Genomic DNA, 25,544 nt, shown 5'->3' on the forward strand with positions numbered 1-25,544 from the left:
GCGTTCGTGCGCGTCGAGGACGGCATCGAGGGCCTGGTGCACATCTCGGAGCTGGCCGTGCGCCACGTCGAGATCCCGGAGCAGGTCGTCCAGGTCGGCGACGACGTGTTCGTCAAGGTCATCGACATCGACCTGGAGCGCCGCCGCATCTCGCTGTCGCTCAAGCAGGCGAACGAGGGCTTCGACCCGACCTCCGAGGACTTCGACCCCGCGCTGTACGGCATGGCGGCCGAGTACGACGAGGAGGGGAACTACAAGTACCCCGAGGGCTTCGACCCGACCACCAACGAGTGGCTCGAGGGCTACGAGTCCCAGCGCGAGACCTGGGAGGCGCAGTACGCCCAGGCGCACGAGCGCTGGGAGGCGCACCGCAAGCAGGTCCTGGACGCCGTCCAGGCCGACGCGGAGGCCGCGGCGGGTGGCGGCGACGCCGGCTCCTCGTCGTCGTCCTCCTCCTCGAGCTCGTCCTCCTCGTACTCCTCGGCCCCGGCCCAGGAGGCGACCGGCACGCTCGCGTCGGACGAGGCCCTGGCCGCGCTCCGCGAGAAGCTCACCGGCAACTGAGCCGACCGCCGGGCGTCCCGCCCGGCCACCGGTCCGACGGGCCGGCCACCTCCGGGTGGCCGGCCCGTCGGCGTTCCCGGGCCCGGGCCGCGGGCCCGCGCGTCTCACCTGGTGCGACCCCGCCGTCTCACCTGTGGGTGGCCCGTGAGAGGATCGACGACGCCGCCACCCCCTGAAGTGAAAGGCCGTGCTGTGCCCGCGCGCTCCACCACGCCCCGTCCGGCGATGCTCACCGGGTCGGTGCTGCGGCGCTCCCTGCTGCTGCTGGGCCGCGGCATCGCCTCCCAGCCGCGGACGTACGTGCTGGCCATCGGCACCTCGGCCGCGTACGGCGCGCTGACCGTCGCGATCAGCCGGGTGCTGGGCTGGGCCACCGACTCCGTCGTGGTCCCGGCGCTCGGCGGGGACGCCGACGCGCGCGGCCGGATCTGGGTCGCGGGCGGGGTGCTCGCGCTGGTCGCGGTGTCGCTCGCCGCCGCGGTCGCCGGCCGCCGGATCTTCGCCGGCATGGGCGTGGCGGACCAGCAGGCGATGCACCGCCGCGCGGTCACCCGGCAGTACCTGCGGCTGCCGATGACCTGGCACCGCGCGCACCCGACCGGGCAGCTGCTGTCCAACGCGTCCGCCGACGTCGAGGCCGCGACGGGTGTGTTCAACCCGCTGCCGTTCGCGCTGGGCGTCGTCGTGATGATCGGCGTCGCCGCCGTCGCGCTGTTCAGCACCGACGTGTGGCTCGCCGTCGCCGCGATGGCCGTCCTGCCCGCCGCCGTGGTGGCGAACCTCGTCTTCCAGCGCCGGATGTCCCCGGCGGCGACCCGCGCGCAGCAGCTGCGCGCCGAGGTCGCCGACATCGCGCACGAGAGCTTCGAGGCCGCGCTGCTGGTCAAGTCGCTCGGCACCGAGGAGCGGGAGGAGCGCCGGTTCGCCGAGCGCGCCGGCCAGCTCCGGGACGCGAACGTGCGGGTGGGCGTCGTGCGGGCCTACTTCGACCCCGTCATCGACATGCTGCCGAACCTCGGCACGCTCCTGGTGCTGCTCGTCGGCGTCTGGCGGGTGCAGGCCGGCGCGGTCGGCACCGGCGACATCGTCGCGGCCGCGTACCTGCTCACGCTCATGGCGGTCCCGGTGCGCGCGTTCGGCTGGGTGCTCGGCGAGCTGCCGCGCGGCCTGGTCGGGCACGAGCGGGTGGCCCGGGTCGTCGACGCCGAGGGCGAGCTCGTCGCGGGCGCGCGGCCGCTGGCCCGGGCCGCGGGCGGCGGCGCCGCGCTGCGGATGTCCGGCGTCGGCGTGCAGGTCCCGGGCCCCGCGGGCCCGATCGAGCTGCTGGGCGGGGTCGACCTGGACGTCGCGCCGGGGCGGGTGGTCGCGGTCGTGGGCCCGACCGGCGCCGGCAAGACGACGCTCGTGTCGCTCGTGCCGCGCCTGACCGACCCGAGCACCGGCACCGTCGAGGTCGACGGCACCGACGTCCGGGACCTCGTGCCGGGCGACCTCACCGACCAGGTGGTGCTGGTCGGCCAGCAGACCTTCGTGTTCGAGGACACCGTGCGCGGCAACGTGACGCTGCGCGACGCCGACGACCCCGACGCGCCCTCGGACGACGAGGTGTGGGCCGCGCTGCGGCTCGCCCGGGTCGACGGCGTGGTGCGCGACCTGCCCGGCGGCCTCGACGCCCGGCTGGGCGAGCGCGGCTCCAACCTGTCCGGCGGCCAGCGGCAGCGGCTCGCGATCGCGCGCGCCCTGGTGCGCCGGCCCCGGCTGCTCGTGCTGGACGACGCCACCTCGGCGGTCGACCCGCGGGTGGAGCAGGACATCCTCACCGGGCTGCGGGCGCACGCGCGCGGCGACGCGAGCGGCCCGACGGTGCTGCTGGTGGCCTACCGGATGTCGTCGGTGCTGCTCGCCGACGAGGTGGTGCACCTGGCCGGCGGCCGGGTGGTCGACCACGGCACGCACGCCGAGCTGCTGGCACGGGACCCCGGGTACGCGGAGCTGGCGACGGCCTACGAGCAGGAGTCCGAGCGGCGCGCGGCGCGCCGGGCCGAGGCGCTGGACGCCGAGGCGGCCGCGGCCGACGAGCGCGCCGACGTGGACGAGCACGCCGAGCAGGACGAGGACGAGCTGGACGCGGAGGGGGCCCGATGAGCGCCGAGCAGCAGGCGGGGGCGCAGGGCTTCGGCGGCGCACACCGCGGGGTCATGGGCACGCTGCGCCGCGGCATCGAGGTGTCGCCGCAGCTGGTGCAGGGCATCGGGGTCACGTTCGTGCTCGCCACGCTCGCCGCGGCGGGCAAGGTGGTCGTCCCGATCGCGGTGCAGCAGGTGATGGACACCGGCATCCTCGCCGAGGGCGGGCCGGACGTGCGCCGGGTCGTGACGCTGGTGCTCGCCGCGACCGTCGCGCTGGTCGCGGGCGGCCTGTGCTCCGCGCTGGTCAACGTCCGGCTGTTCCGCGCGAGCGAGGCCGGCCTCGCCCAGCTGCGCGTCCGCGCGTTCCGGCACGTGCACGACCTGTCGGTGCTGACCCAGAACACGGAGCGGCGCGGCTCGCTGGTCTCCCGGGTGACCTCCGACGTCGACACCATCTCGATGTTCGTGCAGTGGGGCGGCATCATGCTGCTCGTCTCCACGCTGCAGGTGCTGGTCGCGACCGTGCTGATGGCCGTCTACTCCTGGCAGCTGACGATCCTGGTCTGGCTGTGCTTCGGGCCGCTCGTGCTCGCGCTGCGCCCGCTGCAGCGGCGGGTGAACGTCGCGTACACGACCGTGCGCGAGCGGGTCGGCGCCATGCTCGGCGCCGTGTCCGAGGCGGTCGTCGGCGCGGAGACCATCCGCGCGTACGGCGTGCAGCGCCGGGTGCAGAAGAACGTGGACGAGCGGATCGGCGCGACCCGGAACGCGATGGTCCGGGCGCAGAACACGGTGTCGCTGGTGTTCTCCTCGGGCGTGCTGGTGGCGAACCTCGTGCTCGCGGTCGTGGTCGTCGCGGGCACCGCGCTCGGGGTCGCCGGGGACCTCAGCGTCGGCCGGCTGCTCGCGTTCCTGTTCCTGGTGCAGCTGTTCACCGGCCCGGTCCAGCAGGCCACCGAGGTGCTCAACGAGCTGCAGAACGCCGTCGCCGGCTGGCGCCGGGTGCTGGGCATCATCGACACGCCCGTGCAGGTGGCCGCCCCCGGCCCGCGCGGCGTCCCGTCGCCGCGCGGCCCGGCCGCCGTCGAGCTGCGGGGCGTCGGCTTCGCCTACCCCGACGGGCCGCCGGTGCTGCACGAGGTCGACCTGCACCTGCCGGCCGGCCGCTCGGTGGCCGTGGTGGGCGCGACCGGCTCCGGCAAGACGACGATCGCCAAGCTCGTCACCCGCCTGATGGACCCGACGCGGGGCGCCGTGCTGCTCGACGGCACCGACCTGCGCACCGTCCGCACCGAGGACCTGCGCCGCCGGGTCGTCATGGTGCCGCAGGAGGGGTTCCTGTTCGACGCCACGCTCGCGGAGAACCTGGTCTACGGCCTGCGCGACGGCGACGACCACGCCGCACCGACCCCGGCCGAGGCGGAGCCCCGGCTCCGCGCCGCGCTCGCCGAGCTCGGGCTGACCGACTGGGTCGCCGAGCTGCCCGCCGGGCTCGACACGCCGGTCGGCCAGCGCGGCGAGGCGCTGTCGGCGGGGGAGCGGCAGCTCGTCGCGCTGACCCGCGCCTACCTCGCGGACGCCGACCTGCTGGTGCTGGACGAGGCCACGTCGGCGGTCGACCCGGCCACCGAGGTGCGGATCGCCCGCGCGCTCGACTCGCTGACCACCGGGCGCAGCACCGTGACGATCGCGCACCGCCTGTCGACCGCCGAGGCGGCGGACCTGGTCGTCGTGGTCGACGCCGGGCACGTGGTCGAGCTCGGGCCGCACGAGGACCTGGTGGCCGACGACGGCGTGTACGCGGCGATGCACCGGGCCTGGGTGGCGCAGACCCGCTGACGCCCGGGGCGCGGGAGGCGGTCCGCGGGGCGGCCGGCCACGGCCCGCGCCGCCGCGTCGTGGGAGGATCGGGGGCGTGAGCGAGACGCAGACCCCCGCCCCGGCGGGCACCCCCAGCCCCCTCGACCCGGACCTCGCCGCGCGCCTGCGCCGCGACGCGTCCGGCCTGGTCGCGGCGGTGGTGCAGCAGCACGACACCGGCGAGGTGCTCATGCTCGGCTGGATGGACGACGAGGCCCTGCACCGCACGCTGACCGGCGGCCGGGTGGTGTTCTGGAGCCGGTCCCGCCAGGAGTACTGGCGCAAGGGCGACACCTCCGGGCACGCGCAGTACGTGAAGTCCGTCGCCCTCGACTGCGACGGCGACGCGCTGCTCGTCCGGGTCGACCAGGTGGGCGCGGCCTGCCACACGGGCACGCGCACCTGCTTCGAGGCCGGCGGCTCGCTGGGCGCGGTCGTGGGGGAGCGCCCCGCCGCGACGGAGCAGCACGGATGACCGCCGCCGCGCCCGCGACCACCCCCGTCGACGTGCCGTGGGGCGCCACCTGGCCCGCGCTCGGCGAGTTCCGCGACCTCGCCGCCACCCGCCGGGTGATCCCGGTGGTGCGCCGGCTGCTCGCCGACGACACCACCCCGGTCGGCCTCTACCGCACGCTGGCCGCGGGCCGTCCGGGGACGTTCGTCCTCGAGTCCGCCGAGCAGGACGGCTCCTGGTCCCGGTGGTCGTTCGTCGGCGTGCGGTCCCGGGCGACGCTGACCGTGCGGGACGGCCGCGCGGTGTGGACCGGCGACGTGCCGGCGGGCGTGCCGACCGAGGGCGACCCGCTCGCGGTGCTCGGCGAGACGCTGGAGGTGCTCCGCACCCCGGCCGTGCCGGGCCTGCCCCCGCTGACCGGCGGGCTGGTCGGGGCGCTGGGCTGGGACGTCGTGCGGCACTGGGAGCCCACGCTGCCGGCCGCGGCGCCCGACGAGCTCGGCGTGCCCGAGATGACGCTGCTGCTCGCCAGCGACCTCGCGGTGACCGACCACCGGGACGGCTCGGTCTGGCTGGTGGCGAACGCGATCAACTTCGACGGCACCGACGCCCGGGTGGACGAGGCGCACGCCGACGCCGTGGCCCGGCTGGACGCGATGCAGGAGGCGCTGCTGCGCCCGACGGCGCCCGCCGCCGCGCACCTGGTGGACGCGCCCGCGCCCCCGCTCGAGTTCCGGTCGACCGCCGCCGAGTACGAGGCCGCCGTCGCGCGCGGCCAGGAGGCGATCGTCGACGGCGAGGTGTTCCAGGTGGTGCTGTCCCAGCGCCTCGACCTGGACTGCCCGGCCGCGCCGCTCGACGTCTACCGCGTGCTCCGGACGATCAACCCGAGCCCGTACATGTACTACCTGCAGCTGCAGGACGCCGACGGCCGCGACTTCGCGGTCGTGGGGTCGAGCCCGGAGACGCTGGTCAAGGTCACCGAGGGGCACGTCACGACGTTCCCGATCGCCGGGTCGCGGCCGCGCGGGGCGACGCCCGAGGAGGACCGCGCGCTGCACGACGAGCTGCTCGCGGACCCCAAGGAGCGCGCCGAGCACCTCATGCTGGTGGACCTCAGCCGCAACGACCTGGTCAAGGTCTGCGAGCCCGCGACCGTCGAGGTCGTCGAGTTCATGGCCGTGCGGCGGTTCAGCCACATCATGCACATCTGCTCGACCGTCGTCGGGCGGCTGCGCGCCGGTGCGACCGCGCTCGGGGCGTTCACCGCGACGTTCCCCGCCGGCACGCTGTCCGGGGCGCCGAAGCCGCGGGCGATCGCGCTGATCGACGAGATCGAGCCCGCGCGCCGCGGCATCTACGGCGGCACGGTGGGCTACTTCGACCTGGCGGGCGACATGGACATGGCGATCGCGATCCGCACCGCGCTGATCCGGGACGGCCGGGCGAGCGTGCAGGCGGGCGCTGGCATCGTCGCGGACTCGGTGCCGGCGACCGAGTACCAGGAGTCCCGGGACAAGGCCGCGGCCGCGGTGCGCGCCGTGCAGGTCGCGTCCCGGCTCCGGGCGGTCGGCGCCCCGTGACCGGGACGACCGGGGGAGCGGAGCCGCTGGGCACGCCGGGGGCGGAGCCCGCCGCGCCGGGTGCGGGGCCCGCGGCGGCTCCGCGCACCCGTGGCCGCCGGGGCCGCTGGGTGCTCGGGCTGCTGCTGCTCTCCGGCCTGGTCGCGCTGACCGCGCTGCCGGTGTGGATCACCGCGACCGGCGCGAACGCGCTCGGCGACGCGGTGGCGATCGCCGTCCGCGGCACGGTCGCGGCGCCCGGCCTGGTGGCCGCCGCGCTGGTGCTGCTCGCCGCGGCCGGCGCCCTCGGGCTGGTCGGCCGGATCGGGCGCTGGGTGGTGGTGGTCGTCGTGGCCGCCGCCGGCGCGCTGGTCGTGGCGTCGGCGCTCGGGGCGCGCCCGGGGGCGACGGCCACGGCCGAGCGCGCCGCGGCGGACGCGACGGGCGTGTCGAACCTCACGGGGGCGGTGCAGGTCGCCGTCTGGCCGTGGGTCGCCGCGGCGCTCGGGGTGCTCGTCGTCGCGGCGGCCGTCGGGCTCGCCCGGGCGTCCGCGAGCTGGGTCGCGCCGACCGACCGGTACGAGCGGGCCGGCGCGGGCGCGGGCGCGTCCGCGGCCCCCGGGGCCACGGGCGCGGCCGCGGGCGCTGCGGCGGGGTCCGCGGGCGCGGCCCCGGCGGGCGGCGACGAGCCCGACGAGCGCAGCACCTGGGACGCGCTGACCCGCGGGGACGACCCCACCTGAACCCCGCGCGCCGGCCCCGGCGGCCGCGCGCCCGACCTGAGCAGGCCCGCGCGGTCCGCTAGGGTTTGCGACACACAGTCATGAAAGGTGTTCCACGATGGTCGAGCAGTCGCTCACTTCCTCCGGCGTCGCGACCGGGCGTGCCCAGCAGGTCCCGGGGACGGAGACGCTGCGGCTGCCGCCGAAGGCCCCGCCGACCAACCACGGGCACACCACCGCCGCCTGGACCACGACGATCGTGGTCCTCGTCGGCTCGACGGCCGGCGCCCTCGGCCTGGTCTTCGGGCTCATGTGGCTGTTCTGGGCGGGCCTGGCCGTCGCCCTGCTCGGGGTCGTCGTCGGCAAGGTGCTCCAGGTGCTCGGCTACGGCCAGGGCGGGAAGCACACGATCGAGAAGGCGCGCCGCACCGGCGGTCACTGAGGTCCGTCCCCCGGTCGCGGACCGGGACGCGGTGGACGCCGCGCGCCCGCTCCGGTAGACCTGGGGGGATGTCGGACGGCCGCCCACCAGGGCGGACGCCGCGCCTGATCCCGATGGAGGAGCCGATCATGTCGACCCCGAACCAGCCGCAGGACCCGTACTCCGCCCCCGACGGGCAGGGCTCCGGTGACCAGTCGGGTGCCACGCCGCAGTACCCCGGCAGCACGCCCGGCGCGGGCGACCCCTACGGCCAGTCCGGTCAGGGGGGCCAGGCCGGCGGCGTCCCGCAGTACGGCTCGTACGCGGGCGGCGACCAGGGCCAGGGCGGCTACGCGCAGTCCGGCGGCTACGGCCAGGGCGGCTACGGCCAGCCCGCGTACCCGGGCGGTGCCCAGGGCTACGGCAGCGGCTTCTACCCGAAGAACAACCTGGCCGTGTGGTCGCTGGTGCTCGGCATCGTCGGGTTCTTCGTCTGCTCGATCTTCACCAGCATCCCCGGCATCATCGTCGGCTCGAAGGCGAAGCAGGCCGTGGCCCGCGGCGAGGCGAACAACGGGTCGCTCGCGAACGCCGGTTACATCGTGTCCTGGGTGGTGACCGGCCTGCAGGTGGTCGGCCTGATCTTCCTGATCATCGCCGCCGCGACCGGTGGCCTCGCCGCCTACTTCGACACCGTCAACAACTCGACGTACTGACGCACGTGGCCACGGCCGCCCCTCCCGAGACCCTCGCGCCCCGCGCGCGGCTGCGCGCCGCCCGGGCACCGCTGCTGGTCGCGGGCGGGGCGGCCGTCGCCGCGCTCGGGCTCGTGCTGGTCGACCCGCACGAGCCCGGCTCCTGGGGCGCCTGCCCGCTCTACGCGCTCACCGGCGTGTACTGCGCGGGCTGCGGCGGCCTGCGGGCGACCCACGACCTGCTCGTCGGCGACCTCGCGGGAGCCTGGGCGATGAACCCGCTCTGGGTCCTGCTGGTGCCGGTGCTCCTCGCGCTGTGGGCGCGCTGGCTCGTGCGCGCGGCGCGCACCGGGCGCCGGGCCGCCGCCCCGCCCGCCTCGGTGGCGCTCGCCGCCGCGGCGGTGGTGGTGCTGTACAGCGTCGCCCGGAACGTGCCGGCCTGGGCCGGCCTGCTCGCGCCCTGACGCGGCGGGTGCGCGCCGGGCAGGTGCGCGGCGGGCGGGTGAACCGGCGGGTCGGCGCGCCACGGGGTCGCGGGTCGTCCCTAGGATGCCGAGCGGCGGCGCGCCGTGCGCCGACCCGCACACCAGGAGGCCGCCCGTGACCACGCCCGACCAGCCCACGGACCCGTACCGCGAGCAGCCGGGCACCGGCGGGACGGGCGACGGCTACCAGCCGACCTGGGACCAGCCGGGGACGGGCTCGGGCGCCCCGGGGTACGGCTCGGCAGACCCGTACCCGGCGCCGCAGCCCCCCGGCCCGCAGCAGCCGTACGGCGCGCCGGACCCGTACGCCGCGCAGCAGCCGTACGGTGCCGGTGACCCCTACGCCGCGCAGCAGCCGTACGGCGCCGTCGACCCCTACGCCGCGCAGCAGCCCTACGGCCAGCAGCCCGGCTACGGCCAGGACCCGTACGCCGGGGCCTACCCCGCGGCGCCGTACGGCGGCTACCCGGGCGGGTCCTACGTGCCCGTGTACGGCTACCCCAGGAACAGCCTCGGCGTCTGGTCGCTGGCCCTCGGCATCGCCAGCTTCGTGTGCTTCGGCCCGCTCGCCGGCATCCCGGCGATCATCACCGGCGTGCTCGGCCGCAAGGCCGCGCAGCGCGGTGAGGCGAACAACGGCGGCCTGTCGCTGGCCGGGCTGATCCTCGGCTCGATCGCCTGCGCGGGCTGGGTCCTGTTCTTCTTCATCGGCTTCGCGGACGCGTTCACCAACCCGTCCGGCTACTCCGGCTTCTGACCCCGGCCCGCCGAGCTCCGCGCCCGGCGCCCGCCCGGCCCCCGCCCGGCCACCCCGTCCCACCCGCTGGCCCGTGGTCAGGAGTGGTGCGCGGCGCCCGTACGATGGCCGAGGTGGTCGGACGAGACCCGCGTCACGGTGGTCAGCCGCGGCCGGTCCCGCCGAGGAGCCCCGCCGGCTCCCGTGCCCTGAGGCGCGCCGCCGCCGATCTCGGGGGAGAAGAGACGCCGATGGGCACCGTGCTGGACGACATCGTGGCTGGCGTGCGCGAGGACCTCGCCGTGCGCGAGGCGGCCACGCCCCTGGCCGAGCTCAAGGAGCGCGCGGCGCGCGTCCCCGGCGCGATCGACTGCGTGGCGCGGCTGCGCCTCGAGGACGCGGTGACCGTGATCGCCGAGGTCAAGCGCTCCAGCCCGAGCAAGGGCGCGCTGGCCACGATCACCGACCCGGCCGCGCTCGCCGCGGAGTACGAGAAGGGCGGCGCGACCGTCATCTCGGTGCTGACCGAGCAGCGGAAGTTCAACGGCAGCCTGACGGACCTGGACAGCGTCCGCGCCGCCGTGGACATCCCGGTGCTGCGCAAGGACTTCGTCGTCACGCCGTACCAGGTGTGGGAGGCCCGGGCGCACGGGGCGGACCTGGTCCTGCTCATCGTCGCCGCGCTGGAGCAGACGGTGCTGACCTCGCTCGTCGAGCGGGTGCACTCGCTGGGCATGACGGCCTTGGTCGAGGTGCACGACGCCGAGGAGGTCGTGCGCGCGGTCGACGCCGGCGCGCGGGTGATCGGCGTGAACGCGCGGAACCTCAAGACGCTCGAGGTGGACCGCGGCACGTTCGCGCGGGTGGCCCCGGCGATCCCGGCGGACATCGTGAAGGTCGCCGAGTCCGGCGTGCGCGGGCCGCACGACGTCATGGACTACGCCCGGGCCGGCGCCGACGCCGTGCTGGTCGGCGAGGCCCTGGTGACGGACGACGCGCCGCGGCAGTCGGTCGCGGACCTGGTGGCGGCGGGCGCGCACCCGTCGCTGCGCGCGGTCCGCCAGTAGCCACCGGCCCGGCCCCGCGGCCGGACCGACCCCAGCGAGGGCGCCGCCGGCAGCGCGGGCCCGCAGCACGAGCCACGAGGAGCACCACGGTGACGACGGGACGCACGGGTCCGCAGGTGACGAGCAGCCCGGGCGGGCCGCTGGCCACGCACGCCGGGCCGTACTTCGGCGACTTCGGCGGCCGGTTCGTCCCGGAGGCGCTGATCGCCGCCCTGGACGAGCTGGACACCGAGTTCCACAAGGCGTCGGCCGACCCGGCCTTCGCGGCGGAGCTGGCCCGGCTGCACCGCACCTACACCGGCCGGCCGAGCCCGCTGACCGAGGTGAAGCGGTTCGCCGAGCACGTCGCGCCGGGCGTCCGGGTGTTCCTCAAGCGCGAGGACCTCAACCACACCGGCTCGCACAAGATCAACAACGTGCTTGGCCAGGCGCTGCTGGTGAAGCGGATGGGCAAGACGCGCGTCATCGCCGAGACCGGCGCCGGCCAGCACGGCGTGGCCACCGCGACCGCGGCGGCGCTGCTCGACCTCGAGTGCGTCGTCTACATGGGCGAGGAGGACACGCAGCGCCAGGCGCTCAACGTCGCCCGGATGCGGCTGCTCGGCGCGACCGTGGTCCCGGTGACGATCGGCTCCCGCACGCTCAAGGACGCGATCAACGAGGCGCTGCGCGACTGGGTCGCGAACGTCGACACCACGCACTACCTGCTCGGCACCGTGACCGGCCCGCACCCGTTCCCGGAGATGGTGCGCGACTTCCACAAGATCATCGGCGAGGAGGCGAAGGCGCAGCTCGCGGAGGAGATCGGCCGGCTGCCCGACGCCGTCGCGGCGTGCGTCGGCGGCGGCTCGAACGCCATGGGCATCTTCAACGCGTTCCTCGACGACCCGTCGGTGCGGCTGTTCGGCTTCGAGGCCGGCGGCGAGGGCATCGCGTCGGGGCGGCACGCGTCGCGGTTCAGCGGCGGCTCGCCGGGCGTGCTGCAGGGCACCAAGTCGTACCTGCTGCAGGACGACGACGGCCAGACGCTGCCCAGCCACTCGGTCTCCGCGGGCCTCGACTACCCGAGCGTCGGCCCCGAGCACGCCTGGCTGCACGACATCGGCCGCGCGGAGTACCGCCCGGTCACGGACGCCGAGGCCATGGAGGCGTTCCGCGTCCTGTGCCAGACCGAGGGCATCATCCCGGCCATCGAGTCGGCGCACGCGCTGGCCGGCGCGATCCAGCTCGGCCGCGAGATCGCGACCTGGGACACCCCGGACGGCCGCGAGCCGGTGGTCCTGGTGAACCTCTCCGGGCGCGGGGACAAGGACGTCGCCACCGCGGCGGCGTGGTTCGACCTGATCGAGGACAAGCCGGTCGTCCAGGCCGACGAGGGGGAGCAGCTGTGAGCGGGACCCAGGCGACGACGTCGCGCACCGGCGCCACGCTCGACCGGCTCCGGGCCGAGGGCCGCGGCGCCCTGGTCGGCTACCTGCCGCTCGGCTTCCCCGACGTCGAGGGCTCCGTCCGCGCGGCCGTCGCGATGGTCGAGGCCGGCGTCGATGTGATCGAGCTCGGCCTGCCGTACTCCGACCCGGTGATGGACGGCCCGGTCATCCAGCACGCGGTCGACGTCGCGCTGTCCGGGGGCACCCGGGTGCGGGACGCGTTCGGCGCGGTCGAGCGGATCGCCGCCACCGGCGCGCCCGTGCTGGTCATGACGTACTGGAACCCGGTGCTGCGGTACGGCGTCGACGCGTTCGCGCGCGACCTGGCCGCCGCCGGCGGCGCGGGCCTGATCACGCCGGACCTCATCCCCGACGAGGGGCAGGACTGGCTGGCCGCGTCCGACGCGCACGACCTGGACCGGGTGTTCCTGGTCGCGCCGTCGTCCACCCCGGAGCGCCTGGCGATGACCGCCGCGGCCTCCCGCGGGTTCGTGTACGCGGCCTCGACGATGGGCGTGACGGGGGAGCGGACCACGGTCGGCGCCCGCGCCGAGCAGCTGGTCGCCGACACCCGCGCGGCCGGCGCCGAGCACGTGTGCGTCGGGCTCGGCGTGTCGCAGCCGGAGCAGGCCCGCGACATCGGCCGGTACGCGGACGGCGTCATCGTGGGCTCGGCCTTCGTGCGCGCGCTGGCGGGCGCGGAGACGCGCGAGGCCGGGCTGGAGGCGGTCGCGGCCGTCGCCGCGGGGCTCGCCGAGGGCGTCCGCACCGCCCGCTGAGCCGCACCGGGGACCAGCTGGCCCGCCGAGCCGTCCCGGGGCCCCCGCCGGCGCGCCGGCGCCCGTCAGGTCGTCACAACCGGACGAGGTCGTCACTCCTGAGTGACGACCTCGCCGCGTTGTGACGACCTCGCGCCCCGCCGCGCCCCGCCGCGCGCCGCCCGCGCCGCCCGCCGGCCGCCCGCCGCGCCCCGCGAGCCCGGCGCCCGCGGACCGCCGCGCCGGGCGCGCGCCCAGGTCGCATACAGTGCCGGTGTGATGATCCCCGCCGCGATCCCGAGCCCGCCGCAGGCCGTCTGGTACCTCGGCCCCGTGCCGCTGCGCGCCTACGCGCTCGCGATCCTCGCCGGGATCGTGGTCGCGGTGCTGATGACCCAGCGCCGCTGGAAGGAGCGCGGCGGCGACCCCGAGCAGGTCCTCGACATCGTGTTCTGGGCGGTGCCGTTCGGCATCGTCGGCGGCCGGCTGTACCACGTCGTCACGTCCCCGGAGGCGTACTTCGGCGCGGGCGGCGACCCCGTGCGCGCGCTGTACATCTGGGAGGGCGGCCTCGGCATCTGGGGCGCCGTGGCGCTGGGCGCGGTCGGCGCGTACATCGGCTGCCGCCGCGCCGGGGTGTCGTTCCCGGTGTTCGCGGACGCCCTGGCGCCCGGCCTGCTCGTGGCCCAGGCGATCGGCCGGCTCGGCAACTGGTTCAACCAGGAGCTGTTCGGCGGCGCGACGACCCTGCCCTGGGGTCTGCGGATCGACGAGGCGCACCTGCCGGCGGGCTACGAGCCGGGCACGCTGTTCCACCCGACGTTCCTGTACGAGCTGCTGTGGAACCTGGCCGGCGCCGCGCTGATCATCTACCTCGACCGCCGACTGCGGCTCGGCCACGGCCGGGCGTTCTGGCTGTACGTGATCGTCTACACGACCGGCCGGCTCTGGATCGAGCTCGTGCGGATCGACCCCGCGGAGATGATCGGCCCGTTCCGGCTCAACGTCTGGACGTCGATCCTCGTGCTCCTCGGGGCGCTGGTAGCGTTCGTGGTCGTCGGACGTCGTCATCCTGGACGCGAGACCACGCCCCTCCTGCGCGAGACCGAGACGCAGGACGACGAGGTGGCGGAGCACGGAACAGCCCGCTGACCGCGGCGAACGCCCGTGTGACCCACCTCACTTTCTCGCGATGTGAGCGCCTGTGTTTCCGGCAGGTATCGTCGCCACACTTGTAGCCCGGGCCGATGACGTCCCAGCCTCCCCCCATTGCTCTACCTGGGCCCGCTCCCCGGGTCCGTGAGGACGGTGCCGATGCCCGCGTCGCCTGTGCGTCCCGGTGCTTCTCCCGTGCGGCAGCAGGGTCTGTACGACCCGGCTGCCGAGCACGACGCCTGCGGTTTCGCGTTCGTCGCGACGCTGCGGGGTACCCCCGGCCGCGACATCGTCGACGCCGGCCTGACCGCCCTGCTCAACCTCGACCACCGCGGCGCGGTCGGTGCGGAGGAGAACAGCGGCGACGGGGCCGGCATCCTGACGCAGATCCCGGACGCGTTCCTGCGGGACGTCGTCGACGCCGAGCTGCCCCCGGCCGGCCGGTACGCGATCGGCATGGCGTTCCTGCCGCAGGACGACGAGGAGCGCGCCGTCGCGGTGCGCGCCGTCGAGGCCATCGCGGCCGAGGAGAAGCTCGACGTGCTCGCGTGGCGCGACGTGCAGGTGACGGCCGACCTGGTCGGCCCGACCGCGCGCTCGTCCATGCCGGTGTTCCGGCAGCTCGTCGTGGCGGACCCGTCGCGCGAGCTCGCGGGCATCGACCTGGACCGCCGGGCGTACCGGCTGCGCAAGCGCGCCGAGCGCGAGCTCGCCGTGTACTTCGCCTCGCTGTCGGCCCGCACGCTGTCCTACAAGGGCATGCTCACCACCGGCCAGCTGGAGCCGTTCTTCGCGGACCTGTCGGACCCGCGGTACGCCTCCGAGCTCGCGCTCGTGCACTCGCGGTTCTCCACCAACACCTTCCCGTCCTGGCCGCTCGCGCAGCCGTTCCGGATGATCGCCCACAACGGCGAGATCAACACGGTGCGCGGCAACCGGAACTGGGTCGCGGCCCGCGAGGGCACGTTGCAGTCGGACCTGCTGGGCGACCTGGCCCCGCTGCTGCCGGTGTGCACGCCGGGCGGCTCGGACTCGGGCTCGTTCGACGAGGTGCTCGAGCTGCTGCACCTGGGCGGCCGCACCCTGCCGCACGCGATCATGATGATGATCCCGGAGGCCTGGGAGAACCACGCGCAGATGGACCCCGCGCGGCGGGCGTTCTACGAGTACCACGCGTCGCTGATGGAGCCGTGGGACGGCCCGGCGGCGATGACGTTCACCGACGGCACGCTCATCGGCTCGGTGCAGGACCGCAACGGCCTGCGCCCCGGCCGGTTCTGGGTGACCGAGGACGGCCTGGTTGTCATGGGCTCCGAGGCGGGCGTGCTCGACCTCGACCCGGCCACGATCGTCCGCAAGGGCCGCCTCGAGCCCGGCAAGATGTTCCTGGTCGACACGAACCAGGGCCGGATCGTCGAGGACGACGAGATCAAGGCGCAGCTCGCCGCGCAGCGGCCGTACGCCGAGTGGGTCCGGGAGAACTCGGTCTACCTGGAGCAGCTGCCCGAGCGCGAGCACATCGCGCACTCCTCGGCCTCGGTGCGCCGCCGGCAGCGGACGTTCGGGTACACCGAGGAGGAGCTGAAGATCCTCCTGACGCCCATGGGCGCCTCCGGCGCGGAGCCGCTGGGCGCGATGGGCTCGGACACCCCGGTCGCGGTGCTGTCCCAGCGCCCGCGGCTGCTGTTCGACTACTTCACGCAGATGTTCGCGCAGGTGACCAACCCGCCGCTGGACGCCATCCGCGAGGAGCTGGTGACGTCGATCGGCGGCGCCATCGGCCCCGAGCCGAACCTGCTGGACGACACCCCGCTGCACGCGCGCAAGCTCGTGCTGCCGTTCCCGGTGCTCGACAACGACGGCCTGGCCAAGATCGTCAGGATCGACAAGGACCCCGCGATGGCGGGCGTGTTCCGGTCGACGATCGTCCGCGGCCTGTACCGCGCGGCGGGCGGCGGCGAGGCGCTCGAGCAGCGGCTCGAGGAGATCTTCGCGGAGTGCGACCAGGCGATCGCCGACGGCGTGAGCTTCCTCGTGCTGTCCGACCGGGACTCCGACGCGGACCGCGCGCCGATCCCGTCGCTGCTGCTGCTGTCGGCCGTGCACCACCACCTGCTGCGCCGGCACACCCGGACCCAGGTGTCGCTGGTCGTCGAGGCCGGCGACGTGCGCGAGGTGCACCACGTCGCGCTGCTGATCGGCTACGGCGCGGCCGCGGTCAACCCGTACCTGGCGATGGAGACCGTCGAGGACCTGGCCGCCAACGGCTACCTCGCGGGCGTCGCGCCGGAGCAGGCCGTCAAGAACCTCATCAAGGCGCTCGGCAAGGGCGTCCTCAAGGTCATGTCCAAGATGGGCATCTCGACCATCGCGTCCTACCGCGGCGCCCAGGTGTTCGAGGCCATCGGCCTGTCCCAGCCGCTCGTGGACCGGTACTTCACCGGCACCACCAGCCGGCTCGGCGGCATCGGCTTGGACGTCATCGCGGCCGAGGTCGCGGCGCGGCACAACGACGCGTACCCCGCCAACGGCAACCGGCTGGCGCACCGCCGGCTCGCGACCGGCGGCGAGTACCAGTGGCGGCGGGACGGCGAGGAGCACCTGTTCGACCCGGAGACCGTGTTCCGGCTGCAGCACTCCACCCGCACGCGGCAGATGGACGTGTTCCGCGACTACACGCACCGGGTGAACGAGCAGTCGTCCCGCCTGATGACGCTGCGCGGCCTGCTCGAGCTCAGGACCGGCGAGCGGACCCCCGTGCCGATCGACGAGGTCGAGCCGGTCAGCGAGATCGTCAAGCGGTTCAGCACCGGCGCGATGTCCTACGGCTCCATCTCGGCGGAGGCGCACGAGACGCTCGCGATCGCCATGAACCGGCTCGGCGCCAAGTCGAACACCGGCGAGGGAGGCGAGGACCCGGAGCGGCTGCACGACCCCGAGCGGCGCTCGGCGATCAAGCAGATCGCGTCCGGCCGGTTCGGCGTGACGTCGGAGTACCTGACGTTCGCGGACGACATCCAGATCAAGCTGGCCCAGGGTGCCAAGCCGGGCGAGGGCGGCCAGCTGCCCGGGCCCAAGGTGTACCCGTGGGTGGCGAAGACCCGGCACTCGACGCCGGGCGTCGGCCTGATCTCGCCGCCGCCGCACCACGACATCTACTCGATCGAGGACCTGGCGCAGCTGATCCACGACGCCAAGAACGCGAACCCGCGGGCGCGGATCCACACCAAGCTCGTCAGCGAGTTCGGCGTGGGCACCGTGGCGGCGGGCGTGGCCAAGGCGCACTCCGACGTCGTGCTCATCTCGGGCCACGACGGCGGGACCGGCGCCTCGCCGCTGACCAGCCTCAAGCACGCGGGCACGCCCTGGGAGATCGGCCTGGCCGAGACCCAGCAGACCCTCGTGCTCAACGACCTGCGCGACCGCGTCGTGGTGCAGGTGGACGGCCAGCTCAAGACGGGCCGCGACGTCATCGTCGGCGCGCTGCTCGGCGCCGAGGAGTTCGGCTTCGCGACGGCGCCGCTGGTCGTGTCGGGCTGCATCATGATGCGCGTCTGCCACCTCGACACCTGCCCCGTGGGCGTCGCGACGCAGAACCCCGACCTGCGGTCCCGGTTCACCGGGAAGCCGGAGTTCGTGGTGACCTTCTTCGAGTTCATCGCGCAGGAGGTGCGCGAGCTGCTCGCGGAGCTGGGCTTCCGCAGCATCGAGGAGGCTGTCGGCCACGTCGAGCTGCTGGACACCCGCAAGGCCGTCGACCACTGGAAGGCGCAGGGGCTCGACCTCGCGCCCGTGCTCGCCGTGCCCGAGCCGCTGGCGGGCTCCGCGCTGCACCACGTCCGGGACCAGGACCACGGCCTCGACCGCGCGCTGGACAACCAGTTCATCGCGATGGCGGCGGACGCCCTGGAGGACGCGCGGCCGGTGCGGATCGAGCTGCCGGTGCGCAACGTCAACCGGACCGTCGGCACGATGCTCGGCCACGAGGTCACCCGCCGGTACGGCGGCGCGGGCCTGCCGGACGGCACGATCGAGGTCGCGCTCACCGGGTCCGCCGGGCAGTCGTTCGGCGCGTTCGTGCCCCGCGGCGTCACGCTGCGGCTCGAGGGCGACGCCAACGACTACGTCGGCAAGGGGCTGTCCGGCGGCCGGATCGTCGTGCGGCCCGACCGCAACGCGGTGCTGACCGGCGAGCACAACGTCATCGCCGGCAACGTGATCGGCTACGGCGCCACGTCGGGCGAGATGTTCCTGCGCGGCGTCGTCGGCGAGCGGTTCGGCGTCCGGAACTCCGGCGCGACCCTGGTCGTCGAGGGCGTGGGCGACCACGGCTGCGAGTACATGACCGGCGGCACCGTGCTGGTGCTCGGCCGGACCGGCCGCAACTTCGCGGCGGGCATGTCCGGCGGCACGGCCTACGTGCTCGACCTCAAGCCCGAGCGCGTCAACGTCCAGGCCGTCGCGGCCGGCGAGCTGGGCCTGGACCCGCTCGACGACGAGGACGCGGCGCTGGTGACCGACCTGCTGCGGCGGCAGGCGGAGGAGACCGGGTCGCGCGTCGCGGCCGAGCTCCTCGCCGACCCCGCGGCGACCCGCGCCCGGTTCACCCGGGTGCGGCCGACCGAGTACTCCCGCGTCCGCGCGGCGCTGGCGAAGGCGGAGGCCGACGGCCTCGACCCGAGCGCGCCCGGCGTGTGGGAGGGCATCCTGGAGGTGGCTCGTGGCTGACCCCCGCGGCTTCATGAAGGTGCGGGAGCGCGAGCTGCCCGCCAACCGTCCCGTGCCCCTGCGGCTCATGGACTGGCGCGAGGTGCACGAGCACCGCAGCGCGCAGGACGACCCGCAGGCGGCGACCCTGCTGCACCAGCAGTCGGGCCGCTGCATGGACTGCGGCGTCCCGTTCTGCCACAACGGCTGCCCGCTGGGGAACCTCATCCCCGAGTGGAACGACCTGGTGTGGCGCGGGCAGTGGGCCGACGCGATCGAGCGGCTGCACGCCACGAACAACTTCCCGGAGTTCACGGGCCGGATCTGCCCGGCCCCGTGCGAGTCGGCCTGCGTGCTGGGGATCAACCAGCCCGCGGTGACGATCAAGAACATCGAGGTCTCGATCATCGACGAGGCCTTCGACCGGGGCCTGGTGCACCCGCAGGTGCCGCAGCGCCTGTCCGGGCACACCGTGGCCGTGGTCGGCTCGGGCCCCGCCGGGCTCGCGGCCGCGCAGCAGCTCACCCGCGCCGGGCACACCGTCGCGGTCTACGAGCGGGACGACGCGATCGGCGGCCTGCTCCGGTACGGCGTGCCGGACTTCAAGCTGGAGAAGCGGCACATCGACCGCCGGCTCGAGCAGATGGCCGCCGAGGGCACCCGGTTCCGCCCGAACGTGGCCATCGGCCGGGACATCACCTGGGCGCAGCTCCGGTCCCGGTACGACGCCGTGGTCGTCGCCACCGGCTCGACCGTGCCGCGCGAGCTGCCGCTGCCGGGCCGCGACCTGGCCGGCATCCACCCGGCGATGGAGTACCTGTCCCGGTCGAACAAGCTCGTCGCGGGCCAGGACGTGCCGGACGCGATCGACGCGGCCGGCAAGCACGTCGTGGTCATCGGCGGCGGCGACACCGGCTCGGACTGCGTCGGCACCGCGCTGCGCCAGGGTGCGGCGTCCGTCACGACGCTCGCCATCGGCAAGCAGCCGCCGACGGAGCGCCCGGCGAACGCGCCGTGGCCGACCGACCCGGTGCTGTTCGAGGTCTCGTCCTCGCACGAGGAGGGCGGTCAGCGCGACTACCTGGCGTCGACCGTCGCGTTCCTGGGCGACGACGAGGGCCGCGTGACCCACCTGCGGCTCGCGACCACGGAGTACCTGCCCGACGGCCGCCGCGTGCCGACGGCGGGCACCGAGCGGGACATCCCGGCGGACCTGATCCTCATCGCGATGGGCTTCACCGGCCCGGAGACCGAGGAGCTGGTCGGCCAGGCCGGCGTCGACCTGACGGCGCGCGGCACGGTGGCCCGGTCCGACGACTTCGCGACCAACGTCCCCGGCGTGTTCGTGGCCGGCGACGCGGGCCGCGGCCAGTCGCTCATCGTGTGGGCGATCGCCGAGGGCCGCGCCGCGGCCGCCGCGGTGGACACCTACCTGGGCGGCAGCACCGAGCTGCCCGCGCCGGTCACGGCCGGCACGGTGGCGCTGCGGGCCTGAGCCCGCCCCGCGCCGACCAGCCACGACGCCCGCCCGTCCCGCACCCGGGGCCGGCGGGCGTCGTGCGTGCGGGACGTCCGGCCCACCTCGTCGGCGGGCGCGGCGCCTAGCGTCACCGGGCATGGCCGACCCCAAGGGCTTCCTCACCCACCGCACCCGCGAGACGCCGCCGCACCGCCCCGTGCCGGTCCGGCTGCAGGACTGGCGCGAGGTGCACGGCCACCGGGCCGGGGACCCCGCCGACGTCGCGCGCGTCCAGCGGCAGGCGTCCCGGTGCATGGACTGCGGCGTGCCGTTCTGCCACCACGCCTGCCCGCTCGGCGCGCTCGCGCCGGAGTGGAACGACCTGGCCTGGCGCGGGCAGTGGGCCGACGCCGCCGAGCGGCTGCACGCGACGCACTCCTTCCCGGAGATCACCGGGCGGGTGTGCCCGGCCCTGTGCGAGGCGTCCTGCGTGCTCGGCCTGCACGACGAGGCGGTGACGATCCGCGAGGTGGAGCTCGCCGTCGCGGAGGAGGCGTTCGACCGCGGGCTGGTCGCGCCGCAGGTGCCGCAGCGGCTCACGGGGCACACCGTGGCCGTCGTGGGCTCCGGCCCCGCGGGGCTGGCCGCCGCCCAGCAGCTCACCCGCGCCGGCCACACGGTCGTCGTGCACGAGCGCGCCGACGCGCCCGGCGGGCTGCTCCGGTACGGCATCCCCGAGTACAAGCTCGAGAAGCGGGTCCTGGACCGCCGGCTGGCGCAGATGCGCGCCGAGGGCACCCGGTTCCGGTGCGGCGTCGAGGTCGGGGTGGACGTCACGGGGGAGGAGCTGCGGGCCCGGTTCGACGCGGTGCTGGTGTGCGTCGGGTCGACGGTGCCCCGCGACCTCCCGGTGCCCGGCCGGGACCTGGCGGGCGTGCTGCCGGCGATGGACTACCTGGTGCCCGCCAACCGCGCGGCCGCGGCGGGCGGGGACCCGCTGCCCGGGCAGCCGCTCGCGACCGGGCTGGACGTCGTCGTCATCGGCGGCGGCGACACCGGGGCGGACTGCCTCGGGACCGCGCTGCGCCAGGGCGCGCGGTCGGTGACCCAGCTCGAGATCATGCCCGAGCCCCCGGCGGCGCGCCGGGACGCGGACCCGTGGCCGGTCTGGCCGCTGCTGCTGCGCGTGTCCTCGGCGCACGAGGAGGGCGGCGAGCGGGCCTACGCGGTCGCCACCGAGGAGGTGCTGGGCGACGCGGACGGGCGCGTGCGGGCGCTGCGGGTGCGCGACGTCCGCCTGGTGGACGGCCGGCCCGAGCCCGCGGGTCCCGACCGCGAGCTGCCCGCGCAGCTGGTGCTTCTGGCGCTCGGGTTCACCGGGCCGGAGCCGTCGCCGCTGCTGGAGCAGCTCGGGCTGGTGATCGGCGGGCGACGAACGGTCGAACGTCACGAGAACTTCGGGACCGAGGTCCCGGGTGTCTACGTGGCGGGGGACGCCGGCCGGGGGCAGTCGCTCGTGGTCTGGGCCGTGGCGGAGGGTCGGGCCGCCGCGGCGGCCGTAGACTCTGACCTGTCTGGCAGCACCGCCCTGCCTGCTCCGGTCACCGCGAGCACCGTGGCGATGCGTCCGTAGACCATCAACCGCGCACGTCCGGCGGGCCCGGCCCACCAGGACGTTCGGTCCGAACCGTCTGTCACGAAAGGCCTAGGCTTTCCCCCATGCGTAGAGCGAAGATCGTCTGCACCATCGGCCCCGCCACGGAGTCCGCCGAGCAGATCCAGGCCCTTGTCGACGCCGGGATGGACGTGGCGCGGCTGAACCGCAGCCACGGCGACACCGAGGTGCACGAGCGCGTGTACAACAACGTGCGCGCCGCCGCGAAGGCCTCCGGCCGCTCCGTGGCCGTCCTGGTCGACCTCCAGGGCCCGAAGATCCGCCTCGGCCGGTTCGTCGAGGGCAAGCACTACCTCAACGAGGGTGACACCTTCACCATCACCACCGAGGACGTGCCGGGCACCAAGGAGCTCGTCTCCACCACCCACAAGGGCCTGGCCGGCGACGCCCGCGTGGGCGACCCGCTGCTGATCGACGACGGCCGCGTCCTCGTGCGCGTCACCGCCGTCGAGGGCCCGCGCGTCGTCACCCGCGTCGAGGTGGCCGGCCCGGTCTCCAACAACAAGGGCATCAACCTGCCCGGCGTGGCCGTCTCCGTGCCCGCCATGAGCGACAAGGACGAGGAGGACCTGCGCTGGGCCCTCCGCGTCGGCGCCGACATCATCGCCCTGTCCTTCGTCCGGAACGCCGCCGACTACGACGACGTCCGCCGGATCATGGAGGAGGAGGGCCGGGTCGTCCCGGTCATCGCCAAGGTCGAGAAGCCGCAGGCCGTCGAGGCCCTGGCCGAGATCGTCGACGCGTTCGACGGCATCATGGTCGCCCGCGGCGACCTCGGCGTCGAGCTCCCGCTGGAGCAGGTGCCGCTGGTGCAGAAGCGCGCGGTCGAGCTGGCCCGCCGCAACGCCAAGCCGGTCATCGTCGCCACCCAGGTGCTCGAGTCGATGACCAACAACCCGCGCCCGACCCGCGCCGAGACCTCCGACTGCGCCAACGCGGTGCTCGACGGCGCCGACGCGGTCATGCTGTCCGGCGAGACCTCCGTGGGCGAGTACCCGATCGAGACCGTGCGCACCATGGCGCGGATCATCGAGGCGACCGAGGAGCTCGGCCGGGAGCGCATCGCCCCGCTCGGCTCGACCCCGCACACCCGCGGTGGCGCGATCACCCGCGCGGCGGCCGAGATCGGCGAGACCCTCGGCGTGAAGTACCTCGTGACCTTCACGCAGTCCGGCGACTCCGCGCGCCGCATGTCCCGCCTGCGCTCGTCCATCCCGCTGCTGGCGTTCACCCCGCAGACCTCGGTCCGCAACACGCTGTCGCTCAGCTGGGGCACGCAGACGTACGAGGTGCCGCAGGTCGAGCACACCGACGCGATGGTCCAGCAGGTCGAGTCCACCCTGCGCGCGCAGGGCCTCGCCGAGGTGGGCGACTACGTCGTCGTCGTGGCCGGCACGCCGGTCGGCGTCGTCGGGTCGACCAACTCGATCATCGTGCACAAGATCGGCGACGACGCCTCGGGCCGCGTGGCCTGACGCACCCGCGTCCCGCACGTCGAGGGGCCCCGCAGCGCACGCGCGCCGCGGGGCCCCTCGCGCGTGCCCGGGCTGGCCGCCGCCGCCCGCCGCCCGTCGCCGAGTCTCCGTCTCGCGTCTGCCCGCGCCCGCGGGGTGGCAGTCACGGAATGGAGACTCGGCGACCGTGCTGGGACCGACGGCCCTGGCGCGGGGGCCCGCTGCGGTGGAGCGTGGAGCGCATGACCTCCCACCGCGCGGTGCGCGCGCTCGCGATCGCGGCCACGGCGGCCGTCGGCTACCACCTCGCCCGCGGGCGGGCCCTGCACTGGGGCGCCTCCCAGGTGGAGCGCTCGGTCGGGCTGCCCGGCGACGACCTGGTCCCCGACGCCGACCTCGTGGCGACCCGGGCGATCACCGTGCGCGCCCCCGCCGAGCGGGTGTGGCCCTGGCTGCTGCAGCTCGGCCAGGGGCGCGGCGGGTTCTACAGCTACGACGCGCTGGAGGGCCTGTTCGGGCTCGGCATCACCAGCGCCGACCGGATCGAGCCGCGCTGGCAGGAGCTCGCGGTCGGCGACGAGGTGCGCCTGGCCCCGCAGGTCGGGCTGCGGGTCGGGGTGCTCGAGCCGCCGCGCGCGCTGGTGCTGCACGGCGCCGGCCCCGCGCTGCCGGACGAGGACACCCCGCCGTTCGACTTCGCCTGGGCGTTCGTGCTGCGCCCGGGCCCGATGCCGGGCAGCTGCCGGCTCGTGGTGCGGGAGCGGTACGCGTACACCGAGTCCTGGGCCCGCTGGATGGTGGAGGGGGTGTCCTGGGTGAGCCTGCTGATGACCGAGCGGATGCTGCGGGGCGTGCGGGACCGGGCGGAGGCCGCGGCGGGCTGACGCCGCCCGCGCCGGTCCGCCCCGCGCGCACGTGTCACCACCTCGGCATACGGTCGACGGGACCGGGGACGAGGGCCGCCCGCGCGGCGGCCGGCGAGGGGAGAGCGCGTGGACGGCGTGGCGGTGCTGCAGGACGGGTTCGGCCGGATCGGCGACCTGGTGCACGGGGTGCTCGACGGGCTGGGGGAGGACGAGCTCACCGCCCGGCTCGGGCCGGAGGCCAACACGATCGCCTGGCTCGTGTGGCACCTGGCGCGGGTCGAGGACGCGCAGGTGGCCGACGTCGCGGGCACGGAGCAGGTCTGGACGGCCGACGGCTTCGCCGAGCAGTTCGACCTCCCGTTCGACACGGACGCAACCGGCTACGGCCAGGGCCCGGACGAGGTCGCGCAGGTCCGCGCCGAGGCGGGCCTGCTGCGCGCCTACGCCGACGCGACCCGCGCCGCGACCGACGCGTACCTCGGCCGGCTCACGGAGGAGGACCTGGGGCGCGTGGTCGACGAGCGCTGGGACCCGCCGGTGACCGTGGGCGTGCGGCTGGTGAGCGTGCTCGGGGACGTGCTGGAGCACGCGGGGCAGGCGGCGTTCGTGAAGGGCGTCGTCACGTCCCGGGGCTGACCGCCGCGCGCGGCGGGGCAGACTGGGCCGGTGCGCGTCGAGCCGGTGAGCCCCGAGGTCGTGGTGGCGCGGCTGGTGGGCCGGGTGACCGACGGGCTGGCCGCCGCGCGCGCGGCCGACGGCCCGGACCGGCGCTGGCGGGTGCTGGTGGACGGCGCTCCGCCCACCGGGCCCGGCGCGCTGGCGGACGCGCTCGTCGAGCCGCTGCGCGCCCGCGGGCACGCCGCGGTCCGGGTGGCGGCCGGCGACTTCCTGCGCCCGGCGGGCGTGCGGTTCGAGCACGGCCGCGAGGACCCGGACGCGCTGCTGGACGACGCGCTGGACGCCGGCGCGCTGATCCGCGAGGTGCTGGACCCGCTCGGCCCGGGCGGCGACGGCCGCTACCTGCCCGCGCTGTGGGACGCGGCGCGTGAGCGGTCGGCGCGCGCCGCCCGGGTGGCGACCGCCCCGGGGACGGTGCTGCTGCTCGACGGCGGTCTGCTGCTGGGGCGGTGGCTGCCGGCGGACCTCACCGTGCACCTCGCGGTGCGGCCGGACACGCTGGCCCGGCGCACCCCGGCCGCGGAGGCGTGGCGGCTGCCGGCCGAGGAGCGGTACCGCGCCGAGGCGGACCCGGAGGGCGTCGCGGACGTGGTGGTGCGGGTGGACGACCCGCGGCGGCCGGGGTGGGTGGTCGAGCGCTGAGGCGGTCGGACACCTGGGGCGCGCC

At 75.5% G+C, this 25,544-nt stretch carries 21 protein-coding genes; all 21 read left to right on the forward strand.

Annotated features, from left to right (window positions below):
• A partial coding sequence (locus tag VER05_RS16275) for a S1 RNA-binding domain-containing protein (protein WP_324846363.1) occupies window positions 1–564 on the forward strand: 564 nt, incomplete at its 5' end.
• A 225-nt stretch (window positions 565–789) separates the two neighbouring features.
• On the forward strand, window positions 790–2,709 hold the full coding sequence (locus VER05_RS16280; protein ID WP_324846402.1) for an ABC transporter ATP-binding protein: 1,920 nt from the start codon (window positions 790–792) through the stop codon (window positions 2,707–2,709).
• Window positions 2,706–4,532, forward strand: a complete 1,827-nt coding sequence (locus VER05_RS16285) for an ABC transporter ATP-binding protein (protein ID WP_324846364.1) — start codon at window positions 2,706–2,708, stop codon at window positions 4,530–4,532. The genes VER05_RS16280 and VER05_RS16285 overlap by 4 nt, the downstream gene beginning before the upstream one ends.
• A gap of 76 nt (window positions 4,533–4,608) precedes the next feature.
• Entirely contained in the window at window positions 4,609–5,028 is a 420-nt protein-coding gene (gene hisI, locus VER05_RS16290) for a phosphoribosyl-AMP cyclohydrolase (RefSeq protein WP_324846365.1), read from the forward strand.
• Window positions 5,025–6,590: an anthranilate synthase component I gene (locus tag VER05_RS16295; protein ID WP_324846366.1), complete on the forward strand. Its 1,566-nt coding sequence runs from the start codon at window positions 5,025–5,027 to the stop codon at window positions 6,588–6,590. The genes hisI and VER05_RS16295 overlap by 4 nt, the downstream gene beginning before the upstream one ends.
• Window positions 6,587–7,312, forward strand: coding sequence for a Trp biosynthesis-associated membrane protein (locus VER05_RS16300; RefSeq protein WP_324846367.1), 726 nt, complete (start codon window positions 6,587–6,589; stop codon window positions 7,310–7,312). Before VER05_RS16295 ends, VER05_RS16300 begins: the two co-directional genes overlap by 4 nt.
• A 97-nt stretch (window positions 7,313–7,409) precedes the next feature.
• Complete coding sequence (locus tag VER05_RS16305; RefSeq protein ID WP_324846368.1) at window positions 7,410–7,733, forward strand: HGxxPAAW family protein; 324 nt, start codon at window positions 7,410–7,412, stop codon at window positions 7,731–7,733.
• Window positions 7,734–7,861: 128 nt separating this feature from the next.
• A complete protein-coding gene (locus tag VER05_RS16310; protein WP_324846369.1) occupies window positions 7,862–8,428 on the forward strand; it encodes a DUF4190 domain-containing protein in 567 nt (188 codons plus the stop codon).
• Window positions 8,429–8,433: 5 nt separating this feature from the next.
• Window positions 8,434–8,871: a DUF2752 domain-containing protein gene (locus VER05_RS16315; protein WP_324846370.1), complete on the forward strand. Its 438-nt coding sequence runs from the start codon at window positions 8,434–8,436 to the stop codon at window positions 8,869–8,871.
• A 136-nt stretch (window positions 8,872–9,007) separates the two neighbouring features.
• A complete protein-coding gene (locus VER05_RS16320; RefSeq protein WP_324846371.1) occupies window positions 9,008–9,649 on the forward strand; it encodes a DUF4190 domain-containing protein in 642 nt (213 codons plus the stop codon).
• 230 nt (window positions 9,650–9,879) lie between these two features.
• The gene (trpC, locus tag VER05_RS16325; protein ID WP_324846372.1) at window positions 9,880–10,695 is read left to right on the forward strand and encodes an indole-3-glycerol phosphate synthase TrpC; all 816 of its coding nucleotides are present in this window, start codon (window positions 9,880–9,882) and stop codon (window positions 10,693–10,695) included.
• Between the two features lie 116 nt (window positions 10,696–10,811).
• Window positions 10,812–12,086, forward strand: coding sequence for a tryptophan synthase subunit beta (trpB, locus tag VER05_RS16330; RefSeq protein WP_324846403.1), 1,275 nt, complete (start codon window positions 10,812–10,814; stop codon window positions 12,084–12,086).
• Entirely contained in the window at window positions 12,083–12,904 is an 822-nt protein-coding gene (gene trpA / locus VER05_RS16335; protein ID WP_324846373.1) for a tryptophan synthase subunit alpha, read from the forward strand. Before trpB ends, trpA begins: the two co-directional genes overlap by 4 nt.
• 258 nt (window positions 12,905–13,162) lie before the next feature.
• Window positions 13,163–14,035, forward strand: coding sequence for a prolipoprotein diacylglyceryl transferase (gene lgt, locus VER05_RS16340; protein ID WP_324846404.1), 873 nt, complete (start codon window positions 13,163–13,165; stop codon window positions 14,033–14,035).
• A gap of 162 nt (window positions 14,036–14,197) precedes the next feature.
• The gene (gltB, locus tag VER05_RS16345; protein WP_324846374.1) at window positions 14,198–18,766 is read left to right on the forward strand and encodes a glutamate synthase large subunit; all 4,569 of its coding nucleotides are present in this window, start codon (window positions 14,198–14,200) and stop codon (window positions 18,764–18,766) included.
• Window positions 18,759–20,240 (forward strand): glutamate synthase subunit beta, encoded by a 1,482-nt coding sequence (locus VER05_RS16350; RefSeq protein WP_324846375.1) that lies wholly within the window; start codon window positions 18,759–18,761, stop codon window positions 20,238–20,240. The genes gltB and VER05_RS16350 overlap by 8 nt, the downstream gene beginning before the upstream one ends.
• A gap of 121 nt (window positions 20,241–20,361) precedes the next feature.
• Entirely contained in the window at window positions 20,362–21,837 is a 1,476-nt protein-coding gene (locus VER05_RS16355; RefSeq protein WP_324846376.1) for a glutamate synthase subunit beta, read from the forward strand.
• Between the two features lie 86 nt (window positions 21,838–21,923).
• Window positions 21,924–23,354 carry a pyruvate kinase gene (gene pyk / locus VER05_RS16360; RefSeq protein ID WP_217615774.1) on the forward strand — a complete coding sequence of 477 codons (1,431 nt, stop codon included), beginning with the start codon at window positions 21,924–21,926 and terminating at the stop codon, window positions 23,352–23,354.
• Window positions 23,355–23,575: 221 nt separating this feature from the next.
• Window positions 23,576–24,217: an SRPBCC family protein gene (locus VER05_RS16365; protein ID WP_324846377.1), complete on the forward strand. Its 642-nt coding sequence runs from the start codon at window positions 23,576–23,578 to the stop codon at window positions 24,215–24,217.
• 108 nt (window positions 24,218–24,325) lie between these two features.
• Window positions 24,326–24,835, forward strand: a complete 510-nt coding sequence (locus VER05_RS16370; RefSeq protein ID WP_324846378.1) for a mycothiol transferase — start codon at window positions 24,326–24,328, stop codon at window positions 24,833–24,835.
• 30 nt (window positions 24,836–24,865) lie between these two features.
• Window positions 24,866–25,519, forward strand: coding sequence for a uridine kinase (locus VER05_RS16375; protein WP_324846379.1), 654 nt, complete (start codon window positions 24,866–24,868; stop codon window positions 25,517–25,519).
• Window positions 25,520–25,544 lie beyond the last annotated feature (25 nt).

The sequence above is a fragment of the Cellulomonas sp. genome, assembly GCF_035634735.1.
In the GTDB taxonomy this organism is placed as follows: Bacteria; Actinomycetota; Actinomycetes; order Actinomycetales; family Cellulomonadaceae; genus Cellulomonas.

Bases quoted from the DNA above. Each gene is read 5' to 3' on its own strand.
- VER05_RS16280 (WP_324846402.1), top strand. From the start codon at position 790: ATGCTCACCGGGTCGGTGCTGCGGCGCTCCCTGCTGCTGCTGGGCCGC.
- VER05_RS16285 (WP_324846364.1), top strand. From the start codon at position 2,706: ATGAGCGCCGAGCAGCAGGCGGGGGCGCAGGGCTTCGGCGGCGCACAC.
- VER05_RS16295 (WP_324846366.1), top strand. From the start codon at position 5,025: ATGACCGCCGCCGCGCCCGCGACCACCCCCGTCGACGTGCCGTGGGGC.
- VER05_RS16305 (WP_324846368.1), top strand. From the start codon at position 7,410: ATGGTCGAGCAGTCGCTCACTTCCTCCGGCGTCGCGACCGGGCGTGCC.
- VER05_RS16310 (WP_324846369.1), top strand. From the start codon at position 7,862: ATGTCGACCCCGAACCAGCCGCAGGACCCGTACTCCGCCCCCGACGGG.
- trpC (WP_324846372.1), top strand. From the start codon at position 9,880: ATGGGCACCGTGCTGGACGACATCGTGGCTGGCGTGCGCGAGGACCTC.
- lgt (WP_324846404.1), top strand. From the start codon at position 13,163: ATGATCCCCGCCGCGATCCCGAGCCCGCCGCAGGCCGTCTGGTACCTC.
- gltB (WP_324846374.1), top strand. From the start codon at position 14,198: ATGCCCGCGTCGCCTGTGCGTCCCGGTGCTTCTCCCGTGCGGCAGCAG.
- VER05_RS16355 (WP_324846376.1), top strand. From the start codon at position 20,362: ATGGCCGACCCCAAGGGCTTCCTCACCCACCGCACCCGCGAGACGCCG.
- pyk (WP_217615774.1), top strand. From the start codon at position 21,924: ATGCGTAGAGCGAAGATCGTCTGCACCATCGGCCCCGCCACGGAGTCC.
- VER05_RS16365 (WP_324846377.1), top strand. From the start codon at position 23,576: ATGACCTCCCACCGCGCGGTGCGCGCGCTCGCGATCGCGGCCACGGCG.